The following is a 24,463-nucleotide window of genomic DNA, read 5'->3' as shown; positions in this document are numbered from 1 at the left end:
CTTCACATCATTCACCAAATTTTCTCCTAATTCTCTTCCAAAGCCCTTCTAAAGAATCAAACCTGCCTTCTCCGAGATAAAACCTTCTAAGCCCCTCAACTTCGATTCTTTCCTCTCTTTCAAGTATATCAAGTGCCTTAAGTCTAAGCATTCTCTTTACATCTCTGTCTGCAAAGAAGCTCAGAGGGACTCTAAGCTTCCTGGCAAGAATCTCGAAACTTTTTGGGTCTAGAGAGAGACTTGAAAGGGCCTCGTCTACTTCCCGCAGGCTCGAAGCCTTTCTTACCTTGTCTATGACCTTGTCTATTATCTGAGTATTCTCTCCAGACTTCTCCAAGCTCTTCCTAACTTCCTCTAGATGTGTGGTTGCCTGCTCCTTATAGCGTTCAAGAAAGTCTCTGTAAATTCCTGGAAAATATACCTGGAGAACCTGGTCATTATCGTCACGCATCCTTTTGAGCCTAGGGTCGTAGCCCATAAGGTATAGCCTTAGATTGGAGTAGCTATCCTCTAGGCGGCTCTGCAATCTTTTGGCAAGGTACCCGCTTTCTCTATGCAGGTATCGAATTGCATTTACACTTGCTACGGGAAGGCTTTGATCTGCAAACCTACTTGCTTTCTCTACCTTTGAAGCAAACATATACAGTTTTCTTGCTTTGCTTTCTTTGTAGTGTTGCCTCGCAAAATCTCCGAGATTCATTAGTGTGGCGCTTGTGAATCTTAATATCGCTGGAAGTGGTTTATGGGATAGATATTTTGGAGATTCCCGTATTATTCTCTTAGAGAGTCTGCCGATGGTGACTACGGGATGATCCTTCTCTACTTCTCTACTTAAAACTAGCTCCTTATAGAGGGTACTAGGTCGCCAATCAATTTTTATAACGTTACTGTTTAGAGACCAAATTCTTTTAAGCTTTTTAGCCAGAGACACAAAACTGAAATGCGTTGAGTGTTTAAGAGAACTGAAATGAATGCTTATCGGTGAAAAAATAGCCACTGAATAATACCCAACCGTTAACAAGATCCCGCTAAACATTATGAAGACCAAGAGAAAACTCTTGTAGAGTGCTAAGAGAGGGTAGATAAAACTGTTAAAATTTTCCTTAAGCCACCCATCTATGTGTGACACCTTTTGCCACAATGAAAGGTATGTTGGTGCAGAGCTGTGATTCCAATACCCTATCCCGTGTATTATGATTTTCGGGGAGGAAACGTTCCCGGAAAAGACTCCGGAGCAGTTCTTCTTGCCGAACCATATCTTTATGCCATACTCTCTAAAGTTTGGTACTTCATCTTTAAGAACCAACTTGTCTGATAAGAATCCTGGAATCGCGTTGCGGATACGTTCAACCCAGTCATCGTAGCTCTTTTTCCAACTGTCTAATGCTCCGAGGTCTGCTATAACTCCTGGAGGCATTTCGTTTGTTACCCTGTAGTATAGAGTCCAGCAAGTCCCGTTCTTACTTATAAGGGATTCATTCAAGTAGACAAGCTGGAAGTCTCCCCCCCGGATAAAAAACTCTCTAACAGATGTGCTGGGCTCCAAGGCAAACTCGACAGTGCCATTCTCGTTTCTCGAAGGGCGTAAGGGCACAACGCCTTCATATGCCACAACGTGGCCCATAGTTCCTTTTTCAGACGTAATGAGGAATATGGGTAGCCACACGTTGAGTTCTAGCGTTTGATTTGGCTTGAGAGAGAACTTTGCTGGGTAGGCGTAGCAGCTGCAGTATGAATAGGGAGATTTTTCATAGCAACATGGATGTAAAGTGAAATTTGTCCAATAGTTAATTATCCAGAGGACTGTATAGTTCCCCGCAGGTAGAACTAGCTGGTCACCATTTTTACCCTTTACAACAAAGAGCGTCGAGTTGGCATCTCGGAGACCTATAAGTATTGTGTCAAGTGTAGGGGTATCAGAAAAGTCTTTTACTTTAAGTCTAAGGGTTCCAGTAGGACTAGGCATGGCTCCGAATGGAGGCATTGATGTAGGTATAGACTCTGTCTCAGAAATAGTGTATGGGAGAGCTAAAGAAAAAGCCAACAGTATCACAGAAGTTGGTAAAGCAAACTTCCTAATTTTCGGTACCAGGCTTAGAAGAATTATGGTTCTAGTTACGTTTCTTAGATTTCTTAAAGAATCTATTAGGAACCCTGTAATGCTTGTAATGAGCCAGGCTGCGCCTGTCTGAACTGAGAGGTATTCAAGCTGTGCAAGAACCGTATGTCGGAACAGGTCAAAATACTCGAGGGCGATTGTTGCCTCGGGTGCACCTAGTGTTGCGGCCAAGCTTATAATTGAATCAACAACTGCGCTGCCAAAGAGTAGTTGCAAAGCTCCAGTATAGGCTTTGTACAAATTTCCCTCAAGCTCTTTAAGTTTCTTAATAGAACAATCTATGCTTACCATTGCATATTGTGAGTAAAGTCTTAGCAGTATCACAACGACTCCTGCATAGAGGATCAGTTCTACAACTCTTTGCGACAATACGTTTAGCGATTGTTTCCGTCTCTGAGTAAACCAGTAGAAGAGAGCCTCGGCAACGACCAGAGAAAAAGCCAACCCGAACCAAACAAGTTCCTCGTTCATGTTCTCAAGACGCTAATCATTACCGTGTCAAATATCGAGGCCAAGCCTATCCCGCCAATCGTTGCTAGAGTAGACGCAAAAATGCTAAGAGTCAGTGAACGCCCAAGCTCAACAGCGGCGTCGCCAATGATTCCAGCAATATTTATCCAGTCCGTAGGATTGATGGCTTGAGGTACCCTTATCTTCGAGAGTGCCTCGGCTGTTACCTGAGAGGAAAAAGCTATTGCAAGCGAGGTAGAAAGATAGAGGGATACCAGGGATATTCCAATTTTTCTAAGCCTTGGTATAGGTGTCAAGGTAGTGCCAAGAGCAAACAAGTAAGAAGAGACCATGGAAAATACCTGTGCAACGAACGAGAAATGCATGTAGAATATTGCTACTAGACTTAGCTCTGAGAGGCTCCAGCCAGTAGCTCCAGACAATACGCTGACAAGAGGAGCCGTTAGTGGTGTACTAGCGAGAATAGCTTTTTCGGTCTCTACAAAAAAGATCATGTCTACAGCTTTTCTGCTTGCATCCCAGAAAATTCCTGAGGCAGTCGAGCATATATTGCTGACTTCCAAACTGTTCCAGAGATTAATATTTAACCCGGCCATGCTGGCTAATTCAGAGGTTATAGAAAAAATCAGTTGCACGATAAAGATTAAGGCGAGGGATACAGTGGCATCTTCGAAATATTTCAAAGCTGTCTGCCTCTGTCCAAGGCTCCAGTAAATAGAACCAAGGGCCAGATAAGCTGCAATGCCGGAGGCAATTATGAATATATCCATTGGGAGCTACCCCGTGAATACTGAAATAATAATTTTCCAGCCCTCGTTCAGCAGAGTATTAAAAATCTCGGCAATTGAAGATATTTCGTTTATTCCAATATTTTTCATGATGTTCACGAGTAGGAAAAGCAAGGGAATAATGGCGAGTGTTTCGACTGCTCTTAAAAATTTGCTTACGGCAAGACTTCTCCCAAAACTGCCACCTGTGACCCAGGAAACAACTGCGTCAAAAACTATGAAGAAGAAGCCGAGCAAGCCAATGCCAAAAGCTATGGCAAAGAGAAGTGCAACAGCGTCTCGAAATGGCTTAAAAATATTTGTTATGAGGTCTGAAGGCTGTGCAAGAATTATTCTTGTGTCTACAGTAACGATTTGAATGAAAAATAGCAGGAGCAACGATTTTAGACGCTTTTTGTTGTCATGCAAGGCCTCTTCTATAGCGAGTTTTATTTTCCTGAAAGTTTCCTTGTCGGAAAAATTTTTTCTATCAAATTTAGCAATTCTCCTCAAATTATACTCATAGAGCACCCTGATAAGAATCAGTTTTAGCCGACTCATAACTCTCTGGCAAGATTTTGCTGGAACAATATAAGTTGGCACAAATTGGAAGTCTCCTCTGGCATCGCTATATATTCCCTCAGGTAAAGGTTGAGGGGTAAAAAATCATGAGCGATATTGTTGCCTTTGGAAGTGGCTATAAAGGTGGAACAGGAAAAAGTGTACTATCGAGTTTGGTTGGATATACGCTTGCTGTGAATGGGAGAAAGGTTCTGCTAGTCGACTTGGGCGAGTACGGTAGTAGCACAAACCTTTGCCTAGAGGAAGATCCCGGACCCCCATACTTGTCAGATTTCTTTTGGGGAAAAGCCACGTGGAGAGACGTCATAGTTGAAAGCAGTTATTCGTCCAACCTCTGGATAGCTCCAAGCTCCAAGGAACAAGGACCAATAGACGCGGAAAGCCTAGAATACCTACTGGACAACGCTAGTAAATATGTGGACTACGTAATACTCGACCTGCCGTCTTATCCAGGGACACTTCTTGACCCCATAGTGTTGCTAGCAGACATAATTGTACTTGTAACCAACCCAGATAGGCTCTCTATACTTGCTGTAAAAAACTGGATATCTACGCGTCCCTTTGCCAAAAACAATATCTTAAAAATTCCTGTTTTGAACAAATACCACTCTCTCTTGCACAAATGGCTGGACAAGATGCGAGAGGAGTACGGTGTAGTATTTCCCATAAGCTTTGACCCGGCTTTGACATTTACTTTTACAGAGAGAATAAAGGAAGCCTACAGCCTAATAAGTAAAAGAACCAGGGAAGAGGTCATGCTACTTGTACAGAGAATAAACAAGCCCCTCCTAAAGGTGACTGGATAATGAGCCACAAAAGACCCCTAGTCAATGAAGGTCAACTAGAAGAGAAGCCTCGAGAAGAAACCTCCAGCAAGCCACAGTTATCAACGCCTAGACCTGCAATTCTACAAACAAGGACAGACAGAAGTGGCGGCAATACAAGTGGAGACTTCGTCCAAAAAGGTCTAGAGGGTTTCAAGGCGGTTCTACAGTCTCTGGGGCTTGATTCTTCGCTAGCCTCAAAGCTAGAAGAAAAATACTTTGCAATAGATGAGGAAATCAGGAAAATAAACGAGAAAATAGATTCACTAGAAAGGGAAAGAAACAAGCTCCTAGCAGACAAAGAGAAACTGACCAGACTCCTCAAAATGTTTTCAGAAATAAGAAGCTGAAAAACATGAAGATAAAGTTTAGATTCAAAGATAAAAAAGAAAAAGAACTTATCCCAGTAGAGGACTCTATTCCAAGAGACTCGATACTTATAGACAAAAATCCCTTGGGCGCCCTGTTTATACGGGACTCCACACTGTCTGTGATTCCATTCAAGGATGACGACGTTTGGGGCCCATTGGGAGCTCTCTTCGCATCCGACAAGGTTGAGGAAGCCTGGATATTCAAAGACAAAATAATTGCGACGCTCAGTAATCTTGGTCGAATACAGCTCTCGCTAGACAATCTCGACATACGGGTCGAGGACATAATTTCTCGTCTAATTGCTCATACAGGTGTAAATGTTTCCTTTAGAAACCCGCGCGGCGTCGCCGAGTACGGTAACTGGAGGATAGCTATACAGCTCCACTCCGGCGGACAACTACACGTTGTAGCTACAAAGATAAAAAAGGTGCCGCCAATCACGGAGATCCTTCCCCCAGAGATAAGTGTAAAACTCCTCTTGTTGATCTTAAGGCCTAGCACAGTTATTATTAGTGGGCCCCCAGGAAGCGGAAAGACAACATTACTAAGTAGCATAGTGGGGACTCTAGGTCAGCTATTCCCCTGGCTCCACATAGCCATAGTCGAAAAATACAGGGAACTCGACTTTCAAGGAGGATGGTTTTCACACGTTGTAAGCGAAGATATAGCCGAAGGAGTCAGGTACTCAATGCGGTACCTCCGCCCAGACCTACTAGTCGTCGGAGAAATAATGGCCGAGGACTTCTGGAGCCTCCTCGAGCCATCGAGAGCAGGCATCCCGACACTAACTACCTTCCATGCTCCCTCGGTCGAAAAAGCCGTAAGAACTCTCAGCGACGCGCTACAGGTACATCTCAAGGGCTCTCCAAACGTCTACACATACCTCGACATAATAGTAAACACAAAAAAACTTGTGACCATTGACGGTGTAAAAAGATTCGTAAACGCGATATACATCTCAGACGGACAGAGAATACTACCAATATACCTCGACGGCCAACCAGTCGACGACAAACTACTCGAAAAAGCACTCCCAGACAAACTCTACATAGGCGACACAAAACAAGTAGAAGAAACCCTCCTCAGGCACCTCGTAAAAACCCACGTAGACAACAGAGTCCAAGCAAAGGTCACATAGCACCTTGAACCCGGAAGAGTTCTTCAGAAAAGCAGGACTAAAACCAAGACCACTACAGCTAGAAGCAGCCAAACAGCTCGCCGAAATGATCGACACAGGTTCAGTAGGCTTCCAGGCTCCCACCGGTTTCGGAAAAACAATTACAGTTCTAGCCGCGATATCACTTGCAGACGCGTTTCCAGTAACTTGGAGAGTCCGAACATTCGACATAGCGAAACGGGTCTCTGATGACTGCGCGCTCTTAGGACTTCCATTCTATATAGCTGCTGGACGCGAAAAACTCTGTCCTCTAAAAGAAGAATATAAATCAAACACCTACTATTTTTGCAGGTTTCTAAAATTTAAGTGTCCATTCTTTAAAGGTTTGTCAAGTATCAAACCAGAAAACATTTTTAGTGTCGACTATGACCAGTTGTTAAGAAAGCTAAAGGGCACAGAGATTTGTCCTTACTATGCTCAGCTCTATCAGCAAGCTCACGTCTACATTATTCCCTATAGTCTAGGTTTGTCATTCGACGTCAACTTAGAGGTAATTGATGAGGCACATAATATGGTACTTGATGTTTATAGTATTCCTGAGGCAAAACTTAGAGAAGCCTTAGCTGAATTGGATATTCACTACGAACCCACAGGAGACCTAATCCAGCAAGCATTCATTGAGACTGCCCAGATGAAGATCGTAGAGCTACTCGAACAGGGAAAAATGCCACTCATTGCGGGAAGAGTAATAGCAATGCTTGCCAGGGGAACCTTTATTTGGCGAGAGGAGGGAGAGATACACATTCTGAAATTTATTCGACCAAGGAAAAGAACGATTTTCGTAAGTGCAACACTAGAACCTTTACAAAAAATATACAATATACCTGTTTTAGAAATACCTGTTCAGAGAAAACCAGAAGCACTCATTGCAACGTGGATGACGACTAGATTTCATGAATGGGACTATAAGATGGCTAAGGAATATAATGATTTGATTTTTCTCCTCAGAAAACATTTCCAAAGAATAGTTGTATTTGCTACTAAAAGAGTAGCTCGTAGCCTAAGGGCGGACTACGTGGAAGAAGCCCCCAGTGATTGGAAAGGTGTATTTCTACTTTTTTCCCGTGGTAAAAAAGGTGAAGGAGTAAATATAGAATCAGAAGTTGTTGTCGTAGCAGGAGCCCCATATCTTCCACCTTTTATACACGTAGAGAAACTTGGTTTAACTCATGATGATGTGGCAACAATCACGACGATACAGAATATTGGGCGCACCTTAAGGCATCCTGAAAACAACCCTTTGATCATACTAGCTGACGATCGTTTTCGAAAACTGAAACCCACACTAGATAGATACTATACAAACATAGAGACGGATGATCTACACTCGTTAGATAAAGCGATACAAAAATACAAAGCTTCCCATCCAAGCTAACATTTGCTGTGGCAACCGGTTATACTTTTCTTATATGTAAAGACTAATAAATGGGGTTAGATACAAAGTGGAAGGTTGCTATGTCTGAGACCACGCAATGCATGATACAGGGTTGCAACTCGGCGGCAGACATAATCATAGAACTGAAGGGTCAGCAACTAGTGCTCTGCAGGACGCATTTCAAGGGACTTATCAGCCGTCTTTCACGTGTTGCAGAGAGAAGCGGGGCGGCATATCCTTCCAGGATAAAGCTTGTAAAGATGGAAGATGGAAAAGTAAAACTATTAATCAGGAAGACACGTAGCAAAAAGAAGAAAGAAGAGGAAGAAAAAGGTACCAAGAAAAAGGGAAAGAGCAAGAAAGGGAGAAAAGCCCGCTCAAAAAGCTCGAAGAAAACAAAAAAGTAGAGATGATTCTACCCTTTTTCGTGTAGATGTAGGAGCATTGAAGCCTCGTCTGAGAGTATCTTCTCTAGCTGTTGGGCCACTTCCTCGCTAACCATCTTTTTATTTACGGCACTCTTTAGTTCTTCCTTTTTCTCTTCTATGTCCCCGGCTGAAAGACTAACTGGCAGTCCAGATTTCACGCAGTGAGTAATATACATGAGGGTTATTTCTTCGTAGGCCAGCCACAGTGTTTGATATTCTTCTTTGAGTCTAGCTATCTCCTCCTGTAGTTCGTCAAGCTTCTTTTTCACTTTTTCTTCACTTAAAAGGCCGAGATCAAGCTTGAGACTTAGCTCCTCTGTAGTCCTCAGATCTGTCTCTAGTTTGACCCTGACCTCGCTAAGCCTATCCAGTAAATCTATCCTGAAAGCCTCCCATTCACGCACAGTAGTCTTTACAAAGGTATAGTAGTTATTCCAGAGCTCCTCCGCTTTGAGAAAACTCTCTCTAAATCTTTCCAACTGTTCACGTAAGTGTTCCATGTCACTCCACCTCTTCCTTTATTTTCTCTAAACGTTGAATCTTATCCTCAAGCTCGGCCCTGAGCCTCATGTAGACTTCTTCAGAGATGCTCCCACTCTTGAATCTTTCCTCTAGTTTTGACAAGGCAAGCCTCAGTTTGGCCAACTCTGGCTTCGCCTCTGCAACCTTAACACGCTTATAATGCGGCAAAACAACTCTATCAAGATCCGCGAGTTTCTTCGTCAAGGCCTCCTTTTCGCTATTTTTTTCCGCCAGCTTTTTCTCTAATCTCGAGATTAAGTCAATATACTCTTCCTCGCTGATCTTTCCTTCATCGAGTAATTTTTCTAGACGTCCCTTCTCACTTATATATGCATTGATAACGGCCTCTAGACCTGCCAGTTCCCGCTTTATCTTGTCCCTAAGCTCTTCCCATTCCTCTACGACTCTCCTAGCTTCACTTTCATAACTTTCCCATAGCCTTGCGAGCTCGCTAGCCCTATCGATCAGCCTGTCCACCTCGTCTGTGAAGCGCTCCGCGGAGACTTCTGTCGGAGAAACAATGAGGGTTGGCATTTCAACAGTAGGGACAGTTGCTGGAGGTGCTTCCTGCTGTTTAATCTCTTCTTTCTCGACTTCTAAAGCCTTTTCGGCCTGCTTGTGCCTAATATAGAACGGGCATTCCCAGTATTCTAACAGGCACGGCATAAAAGCCGGGTCAATCTCGGCGTTGTCTGCAAACCTACAGTAAAACTTGCCCTTCTCGTCCTTGTATAAGCCTGGACACACAGTTGCACGCGACATACCTTACCTATGGAAAATACTTACTAGCTCGAATTTATATGTATGCTTTACTAAACATACCTCATCGAGAAAAAGGCAACAATCGACAACATAAAAAACTTTAATCAAGACCCTGAATTCCCCAACATAGGGTTTGCATGTCTAGCAAAGAAATGGCATGCCGCTACTTTAGACCTACATCTAGAGGTCAAAGATGCATCTTCATAGGAGTAAAGGAGTGGCGAATTATGTCGGAGAAGTATCTGCAATTCTGCAGACAAGGAGGGGCAGGATGCCCTATCCTAGCAAGTATCTCGCTTAAAATATCCTCCCAGAAGAACGGCTTCCTCAAGGTAGGTGCAAATGGTCTGCTTAAAGAAGGCTGACTATCTCCTCGCATTTGGGGAAATCTTCCTTGCAACGGGTTTATCCCTTATCTTATATAGCAGGCAAAATACTTTTTTTCTTCCACCAGCTGTAATCTCCACCATAATAATATTTCCCCTTACACTCTTAACTCTCCTTAGAAAACATACCAATCCACACCTTACAATTTCTTTGGTAGCCCCTTTTTTCCTCTCTACACCCCTACTACTTGTAATATCAGCAAGCCTCATCCAGAGTTACGCTAAAGAGGGAAAATATTCTTCACCATTCATCGCAGAGCTATTGGACAAAACGGGTAACGGCTTTATAACGGTAGGACTCTTAATAGCGGGAGTATTCTCTTTAGCATCATACCTCCTTGTGAAGGCATTAGTACTTCCAGGAGTAAAAGCCTTAACTCTTGAAGGCGGCAAGACTCTCGCCGAAGAATACATCCAGCCGCCACAATACAAAGTATCCTACCTAGCGATACCTCTAGGGATCCTATCCCCCTACCTATACAATGCATCTGCATCTACAATAGCAGTCCTCCCTTTTATAATGCTAGCTCCATTACCACTACAGACATCGACACTAATGGGACTACTTTTATCCATCATAGGCATAAGTCTCAACCCTATGGCTGTAGCGATCTCTCTCATTCTCTACGCCGAGATTTGGAGAAAACTATGGAAAATTGGTACCTACAGACCAGCGTCTCTCATAATTGGGACAGGAGTTTACATCCTTGTCTCTCTGCTTATATTCTTTACTCTCTTCGGTGCACAATTTACCATGTACCTTGTTACTGCAACTTTCTTAATTCTCATAGTGAGCTATGCAATAACTGAACTTGAGGCTAAAGGTATAGCGCTTTCCCCCTATCTTCTTCTCTTTGTTTCTCAAATTTTCACAAATGGCTCAATACCAATTTATACCGATGCTCTCCTTCCTCTTATCCTGTCGGCGTCGCCGCTTATAGTTTCAGCTCTATACTTGGATATATCCCTCAGACACATAGATGAAGAATGTGGAACCCTACTTTTCGAGTCTCTTCTTTTGCTTGTTCCCCTCGTTTTGGCGGCATTACTCTATGGAAACATAACAATAACACCTCCATCCCTTACGATATCTACTAGCTATTCTCTCATAAGTTACCTTATACCTGTACTAGCACTTATATATTCCACAGTACAACAAGTGTCAATGAAAGGCAGAATCCCGCGCAGAATAGAGCCAACACTACTATTTTCTCTACATCCGCTCGGCTTAGCTGTATCGATCCTTGTTCCCAGAAATGAAGCCCTCCCACTTTTACTTCTAGCATTGCTTCTGTCTGTAACGCGCCTCGTCCTATCAAGGCACAGTCAAATGTATAGTGAGATTGCTAGGTTTTTCCTGTTTGGTTATGCGATAGGCATCATTTCTAAGATTCTCTTGGTAGGTTAAGAATTCTCAGCATTCTCGTCAACAAAACAATTATATCTAGAAGCAATGTTGGGTTAGGGCAAAACTATGTTCGTAAAACGTGAAGATGCCATTAGAGCTGCGCAGAGCTACCTAGCTAAAGCCATAATAATAAATTCACTCGTTGTTTTCATTTGGCCTCTCTACATTTTTTTCTCAAAGCACATTGGACTCGACACATACATAGCTCTGCTGTTATTGTTAACATCTATCGCCTCGCTGATCCTGGTATATTACATGAGGAGAGCCCTAGACGACTACTCTATCTCCTCTGCCCTCAGTGTTTCACCCATAGCAACAATAGTAGGCCTGATAGGGGGCCTGATAGCCGTCGGCATCCTAGTCAAGAAGGCAACCGAGTCATTGAAAACAGCATTATGATTCTCGTTGCGAAAAATTTATCTAAAAAACAAGTCTCCAGGAATAGGTGCAATTATGTCCGGACAAGAACCTCTACAGACACCTACACCCACAGTAAACACAGTAAAGCTAAGAATATATGGAGGCGTTCCACCGCGTGAAACTAAGATTGGAAAAGGATTCAGCATTGGCGAGATAAACGCTTTAGGGCTCACAGTGAAAGAGGCTAGACTCCTTGGCATACGTGTCGACACACGCAGGAAAACCACACACGAAGAAAACATAAACTTGCTCCGAGCCTGGCTGGCAAAACTAAAAGAGCACCTGGAGGCTGGAGGAGCCCCGCCGAAGCCGGCATTCGCGTTAACCCTCCAGGCAAAGCCAGACCCTGGCAGGGTCTTCAAGGGAAAAACCATGTCCGGCAGAAAAATGCGTGGCCTATTGGCCATAAAATATAGACATACTCACCACAGAAAATGGAAGAAAAAACAGCTTGAAAGAATACATAAAAGAAGACACGAAGCTACAAGGCACAAGGGAGGAGACTAATAGACCTCCCTATTCAGTTATATATTTCTCGACATATTCCCTAACAATCTTGGTCGAATGCTCTAGAACAATTTTTGAGCCACATCTAAAGCAATAGTATTTGCCCTCGATCTTTGCCACAACATCTGTACTCCCACATATACTGCACTTTGGCTTTTCACCATAATCCGTGTTAGACGCTGTAGTGCCTGTTGCATCTTTTTTCGAGGCCATATTTTATTTTTCTAATGGTATAAACAATGGAAAACCATAAATATGCTTCTGCAAGCACACGCAGTGATGACAACACAACCCAAAACTATGAAGGGAATAAGGTACATGCAGCCCCTAGACTACCTTAAAAACTATACTGGCAAGAACGTCTTCGTAAAGCTCAAGGATGGAACGGAGTATTCAGGGAAACTACGCCTAACAGACAACGCGATGAACCTAGTGATGGACGAGACCAAAATGGTTACAGAACTCAACAAGCTAGTGGCACAGCTAGGAACGGTCTTTATTAGGGGGAGCAACCTATTGTTTGTCTCCATCGAGCCTGAAAAGGTTACGTTCTTTGAGCAGAATCAGCAGCAACAGACTCAGCCGCAGGAAGAATCAAAAGACCTAAATGATGACGAGTAAAATTATTACTAGCAGTAATTTTCAGTAAACATTATAAATCAATATGACCAAAGCTTCTACCTGATGGCTCGAAAGAACATTATAATAGAAAAATCGAACTATATACCGCCTGCACAGCTCCCAGTAGAAATAGTTGAGCGTAAAGGTACAGGGCATCCAGACTACATTGCAGACTCAATTTCGGAAGCCTCAAGCCGAGAATTATCAAAATACTACCTAGAAAGATATGGAGCCATACTTCACCACAACCTAGACAAAGTCCTAGTTGTAGGCGGACAGTCAAGCCCCAAATTCGGCGGCGGAGAGGTGGTTCAGCCAATATATATCCTTGTTTCTGGGAGAGCCACAACAGAAGTTACGACGCAGGGCGGCAAAGAAAACATACCGATAGGACCAATTATCCTGAAAGCCACCCGGGACTGGATCAAGAAAAACATGAGGTTCCTGGACCCAGACACACATGTAATCATCGACTACCGGATAGGGAAAGGCTCAGCTGACCTAGTAGATATCTATACCAGAGAAAGCAAATACCCAGGTGCAAACGACACGTCCATGGGTATAGGGTATGCCCCTCTCTCCCCCACAGAGAGAATAGTATTCGAAACAGAAAGACTACTAAACTCTCCAAAGGTGAAAAACGAGCTACCGGCAGTAGGAGAAGACATAAAAGTTATGGGTGTAAGAAAGGGAAACAAGCTAACCCTTACCATTGCAATGGCGGCCGTATCAAGGTTCGTCCACAATGTTCAGGAATACCTAGACGTCAAGGAAAACGTCAAGAAACTAGTAAGAGAACATGCGTCTAGCCTGGCAGACCTAGACCTAGAAATATACGTCAATACAGGCGACGACCCATCCAGGGCAGACAGAGGAGGAGTCTATCTCACAGTTACGGGAACCTCGGCAGAACATGGAGACGACGGCGCAACAGGAAGAGGAAACAGAACCAACGGACTCATAACACCATTTAGACCAATGTCACTAGAAGCCACAGCAGGAAAAAACCCTATAAGCCACATAGGAAAACTATACAATGTAGTCGCCTTCCAAGCCGCAAACGAAATATGCACCCTGGACCACGTCGGAGAAGTCTACATCAAACTGATAAGCCAAATAGGAAAACCCATCAATGAGCCTCTACTGGCATACATTGCTATAAATGCTCCAGAAGATGTAGCTACACGCGTAAAGCATCAAGCGGAAGAAATACTCTCCAATCACCTAGACAAGATAAATACTCTCTGGGAGAAGTTCCTCAAAGGAGAAGTCACAATATTCTAGCCTAAGCGATATTTTTCTCAATAAATTCTTAAAATTCATACCATATAACAACTCAAATTCTTCCCATGCTACGTCTCCTTTCTTCTCGATAATCCACAAGGAGCCTTCTAAGCTTCTCCTTCTCCACATCCTCGCTCTGCCTGTTTACAGCTTTCTCAATTTCCTCTATAGGCAAAACAACAAAGTCGCCTATATCTTCAACCCCATTGACCCAGTCAATCGAAAGTGGAATAGTCCCAATGGGCAGTTTACCTTTAACCCTCTGTAGCTCATGTTGGTTTCTGAAAAACACGTATAGATTAGCGCTGGGAGGCTTAATTTCTCCTAGAACCCTAAACAAATAGTCCTCAGGTAGCTCCTTGTCCACAAATAAGTACTGGGCTCTTAACCCAGACTTGTCTAGTAAACGCGAAAGCTTCAGAACTGCGATTTTTTCACCAAGAACAACTGAGTACATGGTCTCCTTGAGCCTTTTCTCCTCTAGAATAGTATTCTCGAGAACGCTCTTCAAAGAATTAATCTCGGACTGAAGCATCTCAATTCTAGCCTCCATCTTCGAGAATTCAGGATTCAGCCTTTTCCCAAGTTCCCTTAACTGCAGAAGCCTTTTTAGAGTCTCCTCGCTTCTTTGAGCCCTTTCCTCTGCCTTCCTAAGTTCATGCCTAAGCAGGGTATTCTCATGGACAAGTTCCTCGACAACCCTTTTCAGGAACTCTAATTCTCCCTGCATCTTTTCTATCTCTGTGCCTGACGAAAACTTATCAAACCGTTCCAAAGGCAACCTAAGCCCGACATGCTTCCTCATTGCCTCTTGGATGGCAATTGAGACAGGCTTACCCCTAATCACCAAAAGCTTTGCCTCATCTATTGGAACAGGCAAATCATACTTTTCACCCTCTTTCTCGACTTCTTCGAATAGGGGTCTATAATACAGGAAAGCCTTGTATGCAGCCGCAAGGGAATCTCTTTCATGCGAAGTTTTAACCTTTAATCCCCTCGCCTCGGCAGCCTCTAAAGCCAGCCTCCTTTTCTCATCGATACTTAAAGACCTACTAGGAACAAACAACTGGCACCCCAACGTTGCAGCTATTTTCCTAACATAGGCTGGGGGAGGGTTAACGTCCGTAGCTATAACTACTGGCTTCCCGATCGAATAGAGCCTGCGCATAAGGTCCCCCCTCCCCAGAAGCCTACCAGTCTCTAGTGAAAGAACCCTTCCATTCAAGTCTAGAACTGCGTAGCCAGTGCTCATCCCAGGATCAATGCCGACGATTAGATATTTCTCTGTCAAAGGTTTATAGGAAACCTTCGCCCCCAGGGGCTGAAACTCTATTTTTTCGCGGCCGACAGGCTCAATCCTAACAAATAACTCGTGCCCATCCTCGTTCTTTACTAGACCGTTTAGCTTCTCTCGTGGAGCATAAACTATGAATGTCGCACCTGTAAGCCCCTCGCCGCTCTTCCTGATGAAGAGGTCATAGTCGAGAGAATTTTTCCTCAGGGCTTCGGATATTTCTCGAACCTTTCTCTTCACCTGCAACTCTATGTTCCTCTTGAATCTCTCGCGGCTCATTCCACCCTGGCCAGGAACCCTTCCCCGGCCAACACGGATCAGTGTTTCTTCCTCAAATACAAGTGCCTCTGCACCCACGCCATTATAAGCAAGCAATGCGCAGACCTCTGCTGTTTGGAGGGGGTCTAGCTTCCCGCTGCAAATCCCTGTCAAGGCGCAGAGTGCCTCGATACTTACTGTTTCACCATCTATGAATGTTACTTGTATTATGCGGGGGCTCCTCGGGAACCGCTTTAGAAACCTGCTTAACTCGTCTATGTTCGCTGCTAGCTCGTATACATTGTCGAGAGCCAGAGCGTCGACGTTTCTGTCAGAGACAATCTCAACTATTTTATCCAAATTGACTTCTCTCCACTTTTCAACAACTTTCCCGTCGACTACAAGGACAGCCGCGAATAGGAGGCTAGCCCCCTGAGGCGAGCTTCCGGGCAACACGTCAAGGCCAAGTATTCTCCTTAGCAACACGTGTCCTAACCATTAACAGATAGTCGGCTTAAAAAATCTTCCCCCAACTGCTCTGGGTCAACGTCTACCCCATACTTCTTGGCAAAAAACCCAGCAATGTTTACTATGTCCCTCTTCAGGTAAAACGAGGCCATAGGGTGACTGCTGGAAACCCACTGAGGCCAATCAATTAGGACAGGCTTCTCGCCCCTAGCGACCAACACGTTATACTCACTGAGATCCCCGTGAACAACGCCAGCCTTAAAACTCTTCTCGACTTCCTGCAACACACTTTCAAAGAAAGCCTTTGGGTCTGTCAGCACTGGGAGAAGGTATAACTCGTCGCCCTCCACGTATCCAGTAACAATAACGTGCCTATTCCAGTCAATGGGCTCTGGCACCGCGACACCACTCTTCCACAAGATCTTCAGGGCCTCAAACTCCCTCATGGCGGCAAGCCTCCCAGCATACAGCCAGGAATAGTGCCTCTTGTCGGCTACATATTCCCTTACAAGCTTAACCTTTCTAAAACTCGTCCTCCCAACACGGTGAAACTTGACAACCACAATCCTGTCCCCCTCAGTCTTCCCGAGATATACTTCGCTCTCCTTCCCCTCGCCATACGGAGTAAGAGAAAGCTGAGACAAAGTCCCCCTCTTCACCAAAACATAGAGCGCCAAGCAGTCATACCCCCTAGTAGTCAGGACAAATCCTACAAACCCGCCCTTAAACCTCTGAACCAGCCCAAGCTTGTTCAGCTTCTTCAACCTAGCATTAACAAAGTCCTCCTCCAAGCCACTAATACTGGCAACCAATTTTACATCCACATATTCATGATTAATCATCCCCCTCTCCACAGCCACCAACAACCTGTAATCATCCTCCCCCAGTTGCTTCAAGGCATCAACAGCAAACCGCGCGCTCACAACAACACCTATTCAGGAAAGAAAACCAGCAAAAATAAACCTTTCAAAACAGATCACAAGAAATATCAGCCTCCAAGAGGATTTATCACCTCTACATTTAATTCTACTCCAATCTTTTGGAAATGAATGTCACATGAAAAGACCACGTCAATGTAATCTTTCACTGGAAGAAAACAGAGGTAATCCCATATATGTATACCGGTCTTTGCACTTTCTTCGAGTGCATCTTTTAGATGCCCAGGCAACAGTGGAACCTTAATTATTTTATCATCTTCTAGTATAGCCCAAACGATTTTCTTGGCTTCTTCCTTTGGTACCTTAGTACCTCTAAAGGCTAAAACGTGATATATTTCTCCAATTTGATGGGTAGAAATATAAACTTCTAACTCTGGGAATTTTTCACGAAAGAATTTCAGCGCTTCCTCATGCATTCTTAAAGCTTTTAGATAATCCTCCTGCGAACTAAAACTGCTAACTGAAGGCTTCTTCTTCGCTATAGACCTTATCTCTGTATCAATCATAGCCTTCAAGAACAAGACCCCGAAAGGTTATATGTCATCATACTCGTATTCCTTATAATCTTCCGCAGAGGCTCCCTCGATTGGTGTAGTGAGAAGTTGGATAAGTCTATTCCTGTCGCTTTTGCGAGGCTTAGAAAAATACTCGAGTAAAGCTTCAATAACAATCTCGCGGACTGGTCTGTTTTCCTCGAAATCATAAAAATTATTGTTTAAAAACCATTTTTTATCCACATTCTCTCTCGAAATCTCATCATAAATATGAAAACCAAAAATATAAGGAAGCACTGTATTACATATAAGGATGATGAGGCAGCTCGCATTTGAAATGTGAAGATGCGACTCGAATGCTGATTATTCTACAGGAACTGCAACAACCCTTGTCTCCTGAGCTCGATTACTGTTACACTTTTAGTTGCAGGTAGAGCAACATTGTAGACAGGAGTACTACCAATATAGTCTCTGTGAACAGTGCTCCTGTGCAGGTGGCCATGAACAACCACGTCGACGCCCTTCTTCTTTACTAATTCTGCCAGCCCCTCAGAAGACATCTGCCTCCAAAACCTCTCGTCCTCCCCCATCAATGTACGGCACCTGGGGGGATAATGCGTAAGCAGTATAGTCAAATCCCCACTCTTCTTATCCAAAAGCTCTCCCAGCCTTTCAAGCCTCCTCCTATACGTCTCCACTATCCCCGGGACATTACGCTTCTGCCAAGGAGTAGGCTCATCCAAGACGCCAGTCGAGCCTACAACCCTAACCCTCAAGCCGTAAACCTCTACCTCTACAGCATCGTCCTCAAGCCACATGAAACCGCTACACTCCTCCCTCATCCTTCCCCTAGCCTCCTCGTAGTCCTCGTTTCCAAAAACTCCTACAACTGTCGCTTCTGGGAGAAACTTCTCACTCAGTTCCGAGACCTGCCTACACATCCTCCACTCGCCCCTAGCCACAACGTCGCCAGCTACAAGTACAAGCTTGGCGTCAGGCTGTAGCTTAGCTAGAGAGCTCGACAAATAATTCACGTAGAGGGGTGCATGCACATCGCCAAAAGCCACAACCCTGGGAGACCCAGTAGACACTTACCCAACCCTCCTCAAAACGTATAGGGTATCTCCTGAGCTTTCTAAAATCTTTTCTACAAGCAATTCCATGGGAAACTTTAAGGGCTCTCTAAGCAGGCGCTCCTTCACACCTAAAACCATTGCGCCGCCCAGCTTTAAGACGCGGGCAAGGCCGCTGATCGAGCCGGGAGCCTCGTGGATAACGGTTATACAGGCCAAGCCGTCCACACATTCGTCGCGGAAGGGAAGCATATTTATGTCACCCATAACAGCGTCACACAGACACCTACGCCTAGACCTGAAAACCTCTAGCATCCCAATGCTCAAGTCAAGACAAATGTAGTAAGAGCCCTTCAAGAAGACCGACAGCAAGCCAGTGCCACAGCCAGCGTCAAGCACAGTTTCCTTCCCATAGAGGAAAGCCGAGGCCGCAAGGTTCTTGCCTGACTGCTCCAGTCCATAAAGCTCGTCATACCTCTCTGCAATAGTGTCGTAGTCGATAGACACATTTTTTATCCTCACAAGTGAGAATATATACCTGCCTCAAGATTCGACATCAATGGAAAAATTAGCCCAAAGTCGACGTATTACCCGTTCAAAAACGAATTCTAATTAACAGAAAAAAACGCAGATAAATACCCCGCCACCAACACAAACCCCGACCCCGAAAAGGGGGGAAACAAACATATGAGTAGAAAATACCTATTAGGAATAATAGCCCTAGTAGCAATACTCGCACTGACACTGCAAGCATACGCTGCACCTACGTTCCCAGCCCACAGGGCATGGAACGTGCTACAGTATCCAAATGGTCAGCCATTCAAGAACCAAAACGTTATCATTGTCTACTTTAACGAGACAGGCAACTGTCTACTCGCATACGCTGTTGGAACAACAAATTCTGCAGGAAACATAACCCTAACAATTGCCCAGCCCGGAGGAGTAATAAATACTCCAAACACTGGCACAAGCTACAACATGTCAGTATTCTGGCAAGTCTACGGCAAAACATTCCTAGTATACTCAACACGCACCAACGCCCTCAACCTACTCAACTCCACCATTCAGCTTACAAACATGATGAACTTCACCTTCCAGGCTCTAACAACGATTGGCGGTCAGCAGGTTCCGCTATACTTTGCTGACCCAGAGGTTTCTGGCAGGAAAGACATTGCCTACTTCCAGGTATACTTATACAACAAGAACGGGCCACAACTCCTGGCAGTAGAAGGAGACAACAATGCTATTTCAAAGGGAAGTGTTGTAGTTCCACTAGTTGAGGTCAACATAAAGCCGACACTTACACCTAACTGTTACCACATTGAAAGCCAAAAGAACGTGACTCTCTACAAGGAGGTATACTGGCTCCTCGACCAGGGCGGAGGACAAAAACTGAAAATAATGGTAGGCAAAGAGAACGTAACATTCTCACTTTCTGGAACAACCCTCACTGCAAATGTTAAAGACCTGGCAGATGGCACAACATCTCCACAGACCTTCGACATAGTAAACGACTGGGGCAAAAAACCACTGAACGACGTTGCACACACCTTCCTAGCACAAGTAGTTGTCACAGACCCATGCGGCAACCCGATCTCCAACTGGGAATACCCACCAATAGGTATCGAATTCACTTCTCCAACATATGGTAAGCTCAGAGTAGGAAAAGCCTTCCCGAACGGGACAGCTCCAGAAGAAGGATACCAGTTAAGTGGTCACTACTACTTCTGGTTACCAAACATATCCCTATTCTACAATGAAAAAATGGGCATCGCTGCCGAAATAGGAGGTATACAGGTATTTGCAGAAGCCTTCAACACAACAAAACCACAAAGCGTAACATACAATAAACCATTCACCTTCCAGCCGCTCACAGTATCAACTAGCAATGGAATAGTAACATTAACAATAAAGGCAAGCATAGTCAAGACCCAGATCACCATCAAGACCAGTGGACTCGTAGCCGTCCAGCCACTCCAGGGAGCAATTGTCCAGATAAGCCCAAGAGTCTTCGACCCCAACACCTATACTGACGCTAACGGACAAGTAGCACTAATGCCATTCCAGATAGTTGGCGGCGGAACAACAACCTCTGGCACGCCAATAATCACAAGGAAGGGCACATCCCCAGGCTACCTGCCAGTCCCATATGGTTTATGGTCAACAGGCAAACTATACACCTACACTATTAACGTGTTATGGGCACTACCAGGAACAGAAAACTTCGTAGATGTAACTCCAGACCAGAACACAATACCACTAAACCTAACCAAAGCCATTGTACAGTGCTCAGTACAGTCTTTCAACCTATCCGCAAAGGTTTACGCTGTCAACTTTAAAGCAGTCGACCTATGCGGCCGCCCACTCACCAGCGCAGACGACCCCAACGCCACATTCATCCTAACCTACAAGTCCACCGACGGGACAACCATTAACTTCCCAGCAGGACTCGGACCCAACGGAACAACATTCATGGCCTTCGTCCCAGGAGGAACATTTACTGTAAGCCTCTTCTTCAAAGGAGTCAGAATGGATCCCGTAAGTGGACCCAACCCACTAGTCGTTAGCGGGAACATCGGAAACATTAGCAAAGCCACCTACACATTCCCTGTCGGCGACCTCATCTTGAGGATAACCCCATGGGACGTCAAGGAACCCCTCGTTAACGTTTCAGTGCTCCTCGAATACTTTAAAGCCGGCGCTAGAACATACTACGAGGGACCAAAGCTCACAGACTGTGAAGGCAAAGTAACCTTTACAAAGGTGCCCTTCGTAGTTGGACCCAACAACCTCGTAACTGTGACCATAAAGACAACTCCATACACCCCCTACATACGCCACCCGAAGGACGATGGCCTACTAATTGGTAAATGGAACCTTACAGGCCTACTGAAGGGAATCAGTCCAGGATGCACAGTCGGGCCAATCGACGTGCCGACCTGGGTCTTCAGCTTCACACTTGAAGCAGTAGACCACAACGGCAACATACTCAAAGAGCTCCCAACAAGCAACGGCGCAGCACCAGTAATCGTCGCCATAAACGACACCTACACAAAGAACCAGTACAACGTGACACAGGTATGCCAGGGTGGACCCGGCTGCCTCTGCTGGCCACTCATAAACGTAAACTACAAGATATTCAACACCACTAAGTCCGGCCCAGCAGGGCCATGGAACAACGGCCTGTCCGAGGCCAGGTTCAAGGTCACCGGTACACAGTGGGCAAACAGCAACTATCCACACCTATTCATTGCTGGAGCCAACTACAGCTTCGTCGTGTGGTACGGAGGAGTAATGGTCTACAACTACAACTTCACACTACCAAGGCCAAGCGAGATGCTCGACTACAGTAAAGTCATAACTGCACAGGTTATACTCTACAACGAGACAAGCGGCAAGATGACCCTACAGAAGACCGACAGCCTTGCCTATACATGGCTACTCGCTAGTGGCGGAAGAATCGAGCACCCAATCGTCCGCTTCTACGCGGCACCAGCATACAGCGGCCAATACAGCAACAAGCTCCAGCTCGTAACCTGGGTAGTCAACCTCGACATCTACACCTTGACGAAGGCAGGCGGAGGACTAGTCCCAGGACTCAACGTCACACTAATCAGGAACGACGCAGTAAACTGGAAGACACAGCTAAAGGGCGACCTCTACGCCAACATCACAGTGCCAACTGAATACACCAAGTCTGCCAGTATGAGCTACGCGTGGAGCGCAGTTACTGGCCAGGACGGCAAAGCAAGCCTACCAATAGCAATATGGGTGCCCAAGGCAAGCGTCAGGCCTAGCGGCATAAAGTTCGGAGCAAGCATCACAAACGTCTACGTGCTTGCAGGCAAGAAGTACGGTACACCAAGCGTCCCAGACACACCATCATACATGACAATTACTGGCATAGGCACGCTATATGGCTACCACGTCGGGCCATACAACATGAGCGCGCGCGCGCGCTATAACGACGTCAGCCAGAGCCCAGACTGGTACAAGCAGTACGGCGGAAGCTGGGTAGGACCATTCCGCGGACCAAAGGCGTGGATCGGAGCCAACTGGAACATGACACTGTGGAGCGGAGCAGCCAAAGTAGTCTACACCACTGCCATGGAGGGCGTATGCCTCCAGGTAGTCGGGCCAGACTTCAGAGACAACATGATACCACTTGCAAACCAGCCAGTAACCCTCACAGTATATGGCAGTACAGGTGCCACAGCCACCGTGGCCTCTGGCAGCACTGGAAATGACGGCACATTCCCAGTATACCCAGACAAGGGCTCAACCGTAGCCACACCAGTCGGAAGCAAGACAGTCTTCACAGGCAAACTCGTCTTCCTAGGAATCTCAGGCCTCAGTTATGAAGGCTCAACAACACTTAACCTCGACGCCGCGCTCGGCCTAAAGAACTATGGCTTAGACACAGGCAAGGCCTTCGACCCAGATACTCTAGAACAGAAGATATCATTCACACTTGACAACAACATGCCAGGCGGCACATGCGTAACCCTAAAGTGGGATGCAATAAAGGTAACAGTCTTCGACTGGAGCGGCAAGCCACTAAAGAATATGATGGTCGCAGCTATACTCAGGGAGCCAAGAGCAAAGGCAATACCAAGCGTAGCAGGCTTCACAGCTGAAAACGGAAGCGTCATACTCTACGTACCACCAAGCGTGGAGAACAAGTACCAGCTCCTCGTCTACTGGCGTGACAGCTACTTGCTCAGGCTTGCCGGCCAGATTCCGAGAGAAATCGTGATCTTTGACACTGTAACTGACTACGACACGCCAAGAACTTACAAGCCTGGAAGCGGTACAACACTTGAGACCTTCGTTTACGTAGGCATAGTTATGCTCAAGAATGCCCAGGGACAGGCCCTTTCACCAGACATACTTAACAAGATAACTGTAGAGATACAGTGGCCAGACCAGGTAGTAACAACCCACAAGCCAGAAAACGACGGTAGAGTACCAATAATACTCAACAAGAACACCGCCAAGTCATGGCCACTCGACGCAAGCGCAAACAGGAGCCCAGACACAGACCCAAGAGACATAAGCCAGGCACCACTAGGCGCCTACAAGGTAACAGTCAACCTTGCTGGAGTAGGCACACTTGCACAGCAGACGATTAAGATCGAGAAGGGCAGGTTCGAGACAAGCACACAGATATTCGAAGTAAGGCTCGACATCTTCGATGTCAAACTGACCTTCGTGTCTCCATTCGGCACACCTCTCGCCAACGCAAAAGTCACAATAACCAAGCCAGACGGGACCACTGTCTCTGACACTCTCGACGCAAGTGGTAGCATAGTTGTAAAAGAAGTACCACCAGGCAACCTGCAGTACACTGTAGCGGAATGGAACGGTCTACCAGTCCAGTTCAGCGGTAGCGATGCACGTGCAGGCGAAATCGGAGTAAAAGTCAGGAAGATAGGCAAACTCACTGTTAAAGTGCTTGGCGCAAGAGGACAAGGCATTGACGGCGCAACCGTTGCAGTCGAAAAGGTCGGCACATTCACTACTGACGCTAGCGGCGTTGTAAGCCTCGAGCTCCCAAGCGGAAGCTACGGCGTAACTGCAAGCAAGGGCGGAAGAACTGCCAGCGCTACTGCAACTGTAACAGACGGCAAAGAAACCGTGACAGAGCTAAAGCTTGACATCTTCCTGACACTCGCAGGCTGGGAGATGAGTAGCAACGAGTTCCTCGGACTCATACTGCTCCTCGTCCTACTCGTCCTCGTCCTCTTCATAATTGCACACGAATACGCTGTCTACAGACGCCGCCGCCTCGCAAAAGTCATTGCTCCAGCTGAAGGAACACAGGTAAAATAAACAGAGAACATTAAGCCTAAAAGCCAAAAAATAATATTTTTTTCTTTTTTTGTGCTTCTTCTCTTTACACATCTTTATATT

General features: G+C 45.4%; 25 protein-coding genes. 12 read left to right on the top strand and 13 right to left on the bottom strand.

Annotation, left to right across the window (positions count from 1 at the left end):
* Nucleotides 1-7 precede the first annotated feature (7 nt).
* The 3 genes from QXT17_RS01090 to QXT17_RS01080 are packed head-to-tail and all read right to left on the bottom strand — an operon-like array spanning nt 8 to nt 3,918.
* Complete coding sequence (locus tag QXT17_RS01090) at nt 8-2,590, bottom strand: hypothetical protein (RefSeq protein WP_020962646.1); 2,583 nt, start codon at nt 2,588-2,590, stop codon at nt 8-10.
* Nucleotides 2,587-3,360, bottom strand: coding sequence for a tetratricopeptide repeat protein (locus tag QXT17_RS01085; RefSeq protein WP_342783164.1), 774 nt, complete (start codon nt 3,358-3,360; stop codon nt 2,587-2,589). The genes QXT17_RS01090 and QXT17_RS01085 overlap by 4 nt, the downstream gene beginning before the upstream one ends.
* A gap of 6 nt (nt 3,361-3,366) precedes the next feature.
* Nucleotides 3,367-3,918: a hypothetical protein gene (locus QXT17_RS01080; RefSeq protein ID WP_020962648.1), complete on the bottom strand. Its 552-nt coding sequence runs from the start codon at nt 3,916-3,918 to the stop codon at nt 3,367-3,369.
* Nucleotides 3,919-4,025: 107 nt separating this feature from the next.
* Here QXT17_RS01080 and QXT17_RS01075 point away from each other — a divergent pair, with 107 nt between their 5' ends.
* From QXT17_RS01075 to QXT17_RS01055, 5 genes are all read left to right on the top strand, one after another.
* Nucleotides 4,026-4,745, top strand: coding sequence for a MinD/ParA family protein (locus tag QXT17_RS01075; protein ID WP_342784284.1), 720 nt, complete (start codon nt 4,026-4,028; stop codon nt 4,743-4,745).
* Nucleotides 4,745-5,113: a hypothetical protein gene (locus QXT17_RS01070; RefSeq protein WP_020962650.1), complete on the top strand. Its 369-nt coding sequence runs from the start codon at nt 4,745-4,747 to the stop codon at nt 5,111-5,113. Before QXT17_RS01075 ends, QXT17_RS01070 begins: the two co-directional genes overlap by 1 nt.
* Before the next feature lie 5 nt (nt 5,114-5,118).
* On the top strand, nt 5,119-6,273 hold the full coding sequence (locus tag QXT17_RS01065; protein WP_020962651.1) for an ATPase, T2SS/T4P/T4SS family: 1,155 nt from the start codon (nt 5,119-5,121) through the stop codon (nt 6,271-6,273).
* A 4-nt stretch (nt 6,274-6,277) separates the two neighbouring features.
* Nucleotides 6,278-7,687 carry a helicase C-terminal domain-containing protein gene (locus QXT17_RS01060; protein WP_020962652.1) on the top strand — a complete coding sequence of 470 codons (1,410 nt, stop codon included), beginning with the start codon at nt 6,278-6,280 and terminating at the stop codon, nt 7,685-7,687.
* An 80-nt stretch (nt 7,688-7,767) separates the two neighbouring features.
* Complete coding sequence (locus tag QXT17_RS01055; protein ID WP_148682075.1) at nt 7,768-8,094, top strand: hypothetical protein; 327 nt, start codon at nt 7,768-7,770, stop codon at nt 8,092-8,094.
* A gap of 8 nt (nt 8,095-8,102) precedes the next feature.
* Here the strand turns inward: QXT17_RS01055 and QXT17_RS01050 are convergent, their stop codons facing one another.
* Nucleotides 8,103-8,615, bottom strand: coding sequence for a hypothetical protein (locus QXT17_RS01050; RefSeq protein WP_020962654.1), 513 nt, complete (start codon nt 8,613-8,615; stop codon nt 8,103-8,105).
* Nucleotide 8,616: 1 nt separating this feature from the next.
* Nucleotides 8,617-9,399: a hypothetical protein gene (locus tag QXT17_RS01045; protein WP_148682076.1), complete on the bottom strand. Its 783-nt coding sequence runs from the start codon at nt 9,397-9,399 to the stop codon at nt 8,617-8,619.
* A gap of 137 nt (nt 9,400-9,536) precedes the next feature.
* Between QXT17_RS01045 and QXT17_RS01040 the strand changes: the two genes are divergently transcribed.
* On the top strand, nt 9,537-9,764 hold the full coding sequence (locus QXT17_RS01040) for a hypothetical protein (protein WP_148682077.1): 228 nt from the start codon (nt 9,537-9,539) through the stop codon (nt 9,762-9,764).
* Here the strand turns inward: QXT17_RS01040 and QXT17_RS01035 are convergent, their stop codons facing one another.
* Nucleotides 9,765-9,995: a hypothetical protein gene (locus tag QXT17_RS01035; protein ID WP_342784285.1), complete on the bottom strand. Its 231-nt coding sequence runs from the start codon at nt 9,993-9,995 to the stop codon at nt 9,765-9,767.
* Nucleotides 9,996-10,125: 130 nt separating this feature from the next.
* On the opposite strand from QXT17_RS01035, the gene QXT17_RS01030 reads away from it, so the two are divergent.
* The 3 genes from QXT17_RS01030 (at nt 10,126) to QXT17_RS01020 (ending at nt 12,120) form a co-directional block, all read left to right on the top strand.
* Nucleotides 10,126-11,193: a hypothetical protein gene (locus tag QXT17_RS01030; protein WP_148682079.1), complete on the top strand. Its 1,068-nt coding sequence runs from the start codon at nt 10,126-10,128 to the stop codon at nt 11,191-11,193.
* A 66-nt stretch (nt 11,194-11,259) separates the two neighbouring features.
* Nucleotides 11,260-11,592 (top strand): hypothetical protein, encoded by a 333-nt coding sequence (locus tag QXT17_RS01025; protein WP_020962657.1) that lies wholly within the window; start codon nt 11,260-11,262, stop codon nt 11,590-11,592.
* Between the two features lie 54 nt (nt 11,593-11,646).
* The gene (locus tag QXT17_RS01020; protein WP_020962658.1) at nt 11,647-12,120 is read left to right on the top strand and encodes a ribosomal protein L13e; all 474 of its coding nucleotides are present in this window, start codon (nt 11,647-11,649) and stop codon (nt 12,118-12,120) included.
* Nucleotides 12,121-12,129: 9 nt separating this feature from the next.
* Here the strand turns inward: QXT17_RS01020 and QXT17_RS01015 are convergent, their stop codons facing one another.
* Complete coding sequence (locus QXT17_RS01015; RefSeq protein ID WP_020962659.1) at nt 12,130-12,333, bottom strand: TFIIB-type zinc finger domain-containing protein; 204 nt, start codon at nt 12,331-12,333, stop codon at nt 12,130-12,132.
* A 66-nt stretch (nt 12,334-12,399) separates the two neighbouring features.
* On the opposite strand from QXT17_RS01015, the gene QXT17_RS01010 reads away from it, so the two are divergent.
* Both QXT17_RS01010 and QXT17_RS01005 read left to right on the top strand, forming a co-directional pair.
* The gene (locus tag QXT17_RS01010) at nt 12,400-12,741 is read left to right on the top strand and encodes an LSM domain-containing protein (protein ID WP_240366717.1); all 342 of its coding nucleotides are present in this window, start codon (nt 12,400-12,402) and stop codon (nt 12,739-12,741) included.
* A gap of 63 nt (nt 12,742-12,804) precedes the next feature.
* Nucleotides 12,805-14,025, top strand: coding sequence for a methionine adenosyltransferase (locus tag QXT17_RS01005; protein WP_020962661.1), 1,221 nt, complete (start codon nt 12,805-12,807; stop codon nt 14,023-14,025).
* A gap of 52 nt (nt 14,026-14,077) precedes the next feature.
* Here the strand turns inward: QXT17_RS01005 and QXT17_RS01000 are convergent, their stop codons facing one another.
* From QXT17_RS01000 to QXT17_RS00975, 6 genes are all read right to left on the bottom strand, one after another.
* Nucleotides 14,078-16,063 (bottom strand): DUF460 domain-containing protein, encoded by a 1,986-nt coding sequence (locus QXT17_RS01000; RefSeq protein WP_020962662.1) that lies wholly within the window; start codon nt 16,061-16,063, stop codon nt 14,078-14,080.
* Between the two features lie 5 nt (nt 16,064-16,068).
* A complete protein-coding gene (locus tag QXT17_RS00995; protein ID WP_020962663.1) occupies nt 16,069-16,968 on the bottom strand; it encodes an RIO1 family regulatory kinase/ATPase in 900 nt (299 codons plus the stop codon).
* A gap of 65 nt (nt 16,969-17,033) precedes the next feature.
* Nucleotides 17,034-17,489 carry a type II toxin-antitoxin system VapC family toxin gene (locus QXT17_RS00990; RefSeq protein WP_020962664.1) on the bottom strand — a complete coding sequence of 152 codons (456 nt, stop codon included), beginning with the start codon at nt 17,487-17,489 and terminating at the stop codon, nt 17,034-17,036.
* Nucleotides 17,490-17,516: 27 nt separating this feature from the next.
* The gene (locus tag QXT17_RS00985) at nt 17,517-17,720 is read right to left on the bottom strand and encodes a hypothetical protein (protein WP_020962665.1); all 204 of its coding nucleotides are present in this window, start codon (nt 17,718-17,720) and stop codon (nt 17,517-17,519) included.
* Between the two features lie 125 nt (nt 17,721-17,845).
* Nucleotides 17,846-18,568, bottom strand: a complete 723-nt coding sequence (locus QXT17_RS00980) for a metallophosphoesterase (protein WP_020962666.1) — start codon at nt 18,566-18,568, stop codon at nt 17,846-17,848.
* Complete coding sequence (locus QXT17_RS00975; protein ID WP_187146993.1) at nt 18,569-19,057, bottom strand: class I SAM-dependent methyltransferase; 489 nt, start codon at nt 19,055-19,057, stop codon at nt 18,569-18,571. It lies immediately after the preceding gene.
* 180 nt (nt 19,058-19,237) lie between these two features.
* Between QXT17_RS00975 and QXT17_RS00970 the strand changes: the two genes are divergently transcribed.
* Complete coding sequence (locus QXT17_RS00970) at nt 19,238-24,382, top strand: carboxypeptidase-like regulatory domain-containing protein (protein WP_342814413.1); 5,145 nt, start codon at nt 19,238-19,240, stop codon at nt 24,380-24,382.
* Nucleotides 24,383-24,463 lie beyond the last annotated feature (81 nt).

The organism is Thermofilum sp. (assembly GCF_038871435.1).
Lineage (GTDB): Archaea > Thermoproteota > Thermoprotei > Thermofilales > Thermofilaceae > Thermofilum > Thermofilum adornatum.
Note: the sequence above shows the minus strand (reverse complement) of the source record. Positions and strands in the feature narration are given on the sequence as shown.

Coding starts and splice junctions, on each gene's coding strand:
- QXT17_RS01090 (WP_020962646.1), bottom strand. CDS start 2,590: ATGAACGAGGAACTTGTTTGGTTCGGGTTGGCTTTTTCTCTGGTCGTT.
- QXT17_RS01085 (WP_342783164.1), bottom strand. CDS start 3,360: ATGGATATATTCATAATTGCCTCCGGCATTGCAGCTTATCTGGCCCTT.
- QXT17_RS01005 (WP_020962661.1), top strand. CDS start 12,805: ATGGCTCGAAAGAACATTATAATAGAAAAATCGAACTATATACCGCCT.
- QXT17_RS01040 (WP_148682077.1), top strand. CDS start 9,537: ATGTCTAGCAAAGAAATGGCATGCCGCTACTTTAGACCTACATCTAGA.
- QXT17_RS01025 (WP_020962657.1), top strand. CDS start 11,260: ATGTTCGTAAAACGTGAAGATGCCATTAGAGCTGCGCAGAGCTACCTA.
- QXT17_RS01055 (WP_148682075.1), top strand. CDS start 7,768: ATGTCTGAGACCACGCAATGCATGATACAGGGTTGCAACTCGGCGGCA.
- QXT17_RS01050 (WP_020962654.1), bottom strand. CDS start 8,615: ATGGAACACTTACGTGAACAGTTGGAAAGATTTAGAGAGAGTTTTCTC.
- QXT17_RS01035 (WP_342784285.1), bottom strand. CDS start 9,995: ATGAGGCTTGCTGATATTACAAGTAGTAGGGGTGTAGAGAGGAAAAAA.
- QXT17_RS00990 (WP_020962664.1), bottom strand. CDS start 17,489: ATGATTGATACAGAGATAAGGTCTATAGCGAAGAAGAAGCCTTCAGTT.
- QXT17_RS01080 (WP_020962648.1), bottom strand. CDS start 3,918: ATGAGTCGGCTAAAACTGATTCTTATCAGGGTGCTCTATGAGTATAAT.
- QXT17_RS01020 (WP_020962658.1), top strand. CDS start 11,647: ATGTCCGGACAAGAACCTCTACAGACACCTACACCCACAGTAAACACA.
- QXT17_RS01075 (WP_342784284.1), top strand. CDS start 4,026: ATGAGCGATATTGTTGCCTTTGGAAGTGGCTATAAAGGTGGAACAGGA.
- QXT17_RS01010 (WP_240366717.1), top strand. CDS start 12,400: ATGACAACACAACCCAAAACTATGAAGGGAATAAGGTACATGCAGCCC.
- QXT17_RS01065 (WP_020962651.1), top strand. CDS start 5,119: ATGAAGATAAAGTTTAGATTCAAAGATAAAAAAGAAAAAGAACTTATC.
- QXT17_RS00970 (WP_342814413.1), top strand. CDS start 19,238: ATGAGTAGAAAATACCTATTAGGAATAATAGCCCTAGTAGCAATACTC.
- QXT17_RS01015 (WP_020962659.1), bottom strand. CDS start 12,333: ATGGCCTCGAAAAAAGATGCAACAGGCACTACAGCGTCTAACACGGAT.
- QXT17_RS01045 (WP_148682076.1), bottom strand. CDS start 9,399: ATGTCGCGTGCAACTGTGTGTCCAGGCTTATACAAGGACGAGAAGGGC.
- QXT17_RS01070 (WP_020962650.1), top strand. CDS start 4,745: ATGAGCCACAAAAGACCCCTAGTCAATGAAGGTCAACTAGAAGAGAAG.